Source organism: bacterium, from assembly GCA_040753085.1.
GTDB lineage: Bacteria > UBA9089 > JASEGY01 > JASEGY01 > JASEGY01 > JASEGY01.
Window position 1 is genome coordinate 1 of the sequence record JBFMHI010000210.1, and the last position, 3559, is coordinate 3559.

Here is a 3559-nt window from a genome sequence, read left to right on the forward strand (position 1 = left end):
GAGCAGTTACAATTTAAGTATCTACTCAAAATCAAGTTAAAAAAGTAAGCTCATTACAGATTATAGTGCTATGGGTTAAGTTTCATCTCCTTTTGTCCTGACAGCGTCGGCATAAGAGCTTCCCCTCTCTTGATGGGAGGGGTTAGGGGAGGGTGGTAGCTCTTTTTCTAAAATTTTTAGCAAGAGTAATAATATTGCCCGCCCATTTCACCCTCACCCTATCCCTCTCCCATCAAGGGAGAGGGAATTTTGCTTTGTCTCCCAACTAACTGCTTAACTTAGTTTTGAGTAGTTACCAATTTAACAAACTGGTGGAAACCTAATCTTAAGTCTCTTGCTTTTTTATGGCCATCAAAGATTGCTTGCTCCCAATAAGCCTTCTATTTTCTCCTTGGCCTCACTCAGGGCTTTATCCGGGTCTTCTCCGTAAAGTGCCCGTTCGATGGCGGTGTCGACCTCCTCTTCGATCTCGACCCAGCGGGGGTGATTGGGTGGAGCCACGGCTCCCTCCATCTGCTTTAGAAACACCATTTCCTTGGGATGATTGAGGTAGTATTCGTTATTTATGGCGGCTGCAGCAGCCGGGGCTACGCTTTTCACCTCCCGGCACAGTCTGACGGCGTTATCTTCTCTGGTTAGGAAACGAAGGAAAGAGAGGGCTTCTTTTTTGTGCTGGCAGCCTTTAAAAAGCACCAACATTTCTCCACCGGCAAAGGAGGCTGATCTCCCTTTGGTGGCTGAAGGTTTAGGAATGAGGGCTACCCCAAAGTCCAGATCGGCTGCCTCCTCCGGGATACGTTTAAGGTTCCAGGCCCCTGAGATGTGCATCCCTAAGACCCCCCGTTTAAAGGCATTGTCCAGGACATCCTGTTTTTCAGCCAGACCGTATTTGGCGAGGTTGAGATAAAACTTCAAGGCCTCTTTGACTTCTGGACTATCAAGCACACATTTGTTCCCATCCAGGACATCTCCCCCATTTCCCCAGGCAAAGGGCATGAATTTTTTATAGAGGACATATCGTTCACCGGCATTGATTCCGTAACCGTAGATTTCAGGCCCTAAATTACGAATGGCCTTGGCTGCTTCCAGCAGTTCATCCCAGGTGGTAGGCGGTGAATCAGGATCGAGCTTGGCCTGCCTAAAGAGGGTCCGGTTGTAAAAGAGTGCCCTGGTGCCCACTACCCACGGCAGACCGTAGATTTTCCCCTGATAAGTAACCGGCTCCCACATCCGGTATTCGTCTTTGAGAGCTTCAACTTCATTAGTGATATCGATCAGGACCTCATCGTGGGCAAATCTGGCCACCCAGGTTGAACCCAACTCGCAGATGTCCGGCCCTGTACCGCTGGCCAGAGCAATAGTAATCTTATCCAGACCATTCGCCCAAGTAAGCTGCTGATAATCTATGTTGATCCCTGGATTCTCGGCTTCAAAATCCTTAATCAAAGGCTCAACGATCTTCCCCTCCCAGAATTGCCACCAGGTAAGGGTTACGCCTGGTGCCCTGGCTTCCTGCTTTCCACAAGAAGCCAATAGCGGGAGCACCAGCACAAAAAACCACCCTCGTATCTTCATCCTTATGAATCCTCCTCCTTTCGTGGTGTTATTTCCTTTGACAAACAGTAATATTTATGGTATCATAACTAACAGTGGAGGGAGTTGGGCTATGGTAGCCTCGTTACCTCACAAGTATGCGATTCCTTCGGGAATGCGGTTCGATTCCGCCTCCCTCCGCTGAAAAAAATATTTGACAAATCAGATGAAATATGTTATAATAAAAAATGTGAGGTAGCGTGGAGTCGAAAGGCATACTCTACGGAATCGCATAAGCAAGAGGCTTAAATATTTTAAGTCTCTTGCTTTTTTTATTCTATTCGTGTTCATTCGTGTTCTTGGTGGTTTCTTTCGAGACACCAAAGAGATCGAGAAGGGACTTAGATAACACTGGGTCCAATCCTTGCCTGGCCTTTTCTTTGAGGCCCAGGATAGGGGCTTTCAGGAATCGGTGGCTCAGCCGTCGGCTCAGATTATCCAGCCTTTGTCTTTCTTGTTCGGTCATTGTTTTATTTAGAACTCTGGATAATTCCTCCTGGCGCATCTCTTCTACCTTTTCTTTTAGAGCAGAGATAAGGGGCGACACATCCTTGAGTCGAAGCCAGGTCAGGAACTCAGCTACTTCTTCCTCGATAATAGCTTCACTTCTGGCTATTTCTTGAGCCCGATAAAGAAGATTCGATTGGACTACTCCTTCCAGATCATCGATGTTATAAAGGTAGACATTGTCAATTTCTCCCACCGCCTCTTCTATATCCCTGGGCACAGCGATATCAATAAAAAAGAGGGACTTAAAGCGGCGTTTAGGCATCACTGCCTTTACCCCGTTATAATGAATAATTTGGTGGGAGGCATTGGTGGAGGTAATAACGATATCTGCCTGGAGCAAGAGACTGGGAAGATCATCGAAGGGCCTGGCTACTCCATTGAATTTCGCCGCTAATTCACAGGCTTTCTCATAAGTTCTATTGGCAAACAGGACCGCTTTAACCCCATTAGAGATTAAATGTCTGACCGTATCCTCCCCCATCTTACCAGCGCCTATAATGAGAACGGTTTTTGAGCTTAAATCTCCAAAGATTTTTTTAGCCAGTTCAACCGCCGCGAAACTGATGGAAATCGCCCCCTTGCCAATGCCGGTTTCTGTTCGAATCCGCTTGGCAGCGCTAAAGGTTCTTTGAAAAAGGTGGTCCAGATAGGGACCAATGGTCCTGGCCTCACAGGCTATTTGATAGGCTTTTTTGACCTGTCCCAGTATTTGAGGTTCTCCCGCCACCATGGAGTCAAGTCCTGGAGCTACCTTAAAAAGATGGGTTATGGCTTCTTGATCAAAGTAGGTATAAAGCTTAGGACCGATTTCATCGGCCGGCAAGTGATGATAGTGGCTCAAGAAACTAATAATATTAGCCCTGGCCTGCTCAGGATCGGTTGAGACAGCGTAGATCTCCACCCGGTTGCAGGTGGAAAGAATGCCGGCTTCCGTAAGACCATTGTATGTCAGCAGTTCCTGAAGGGCATGGGGCAAGGCTTTCTCAGAAAAATACAACTTCTCCCTGGTGGTGATTTCTGATATCTTGTGACTGGAACCAACAAGTATAATCTGCATTAGCTTCGAGTTTCGGGTTTCGGGTTTCGGGCTCATCCTAACTCGAAACGTAACTATTTAGCCACAGATTTACACGGATGAAACACTGATTTTTTTTAATATTGGATATCCCAATTTTACTGAATGTTTCCGTTGTAATAATTCAACAGGGAATGCTTTTTGATAAACTTTTTCCAAAAAGCCATAATCGAGAAGATTGTAAACTTCAAATGTTCTTCCGATAATATCCTCTGTTATTTTTTCATATTTTAAACTCATTCTATTTTATCCGTGCTAATCCGTGTCAATCAGTGGCTAAATAGGTATCTACTCAAAATCAAGTTAAAAAAGTAAGCTCATTACAGATTATAGTGCTATGGGTTAAGTTTCATCTCCTTTTGTCCTGACAGCGTCGGCATA

Annotated in this window: 3 protein-coding genes and 1 tRNA gene; 1 reads left to right on the top strand and 3 read right to left on the bottom strand. The window is 45.6% G+C overall.

The window, feature by feature from the left end; translation table 11 throughout:
* Positions 1-351: 351 nt before the first annotated feature.
* On the bottom strand, positions 352-1575 hold the full coding sequence (locus tag AB1797_13545) for a sugar ABC transporter substrate-binding protein (protein ID MEW5768610.1): 1224 nt from the start codon (positions 1573-1575) through the stop codon (positions 352-354).
* 76 nt (positions 1576-1651) lie between these two features.
* Between AB1797_13545 and AB1797_13550 the strand changes: the two genes are divergently transcribed.
* Positions 1652-1734: transfer RNA gene (locus AB1797_13550), tRNA-Val, on the top strand.
* A 136-nt stretch (positions 1735-1870) separates the two neighbouring features.
* Here AB1797_13550 and hemA read toward each other — a convergent pair.
* Both hemA and AB1797_13560 read right to left on the bottom strand, forming a co-directional pair.
* Entirely contained in the window at positions 1871-3160 is a 1290-nt protein-coding gene (gene hemA, locus AB1797_13555) for a glutamyl-tRNA reductase (protein MEW5768611.1), read from the bottom strand.
* A gap of 69 nt (positions 3161-3229) precedes the next feature.
* Positions 3230-3418 carry a GxxExxY protein gene (locus tag AB1797_13560; GenBank protein MEW5768612.1) on the bottom strand — a complete coding sequence of 63 codons (189 nt, stop codon included), beginning with the start codon at positions 3416-3418 and terminating at the stop codon, positions 3230-3232.
* Positions 3419-3559: the final 141 nt, after the last annotated feature.

Bases quoted from the DNA above. Each gene is read 5' to 3' on its own strand.
- hemA (MEW5768611.1), bottom strand. From the start codon at position 3,160: ATGCAGATTATACTTGTTGGTTCCAGTCACAAGATATCAGAAATCACC.
- AB1797_13545 (MEW5768610.1), bottom strand. From the start codon at position 1,575: ATGAAGATACGAGGGTGGTTTTTTGTGCTGGTGCTCCCGCTATTGGCT.
- AB1797_13560 (MEW5768612.1), bottom strand. From the start codon at position 3,418: ATGAGTTTAAAATATGAAAAAATAACAGAGGATATTATCGGAAGAACA.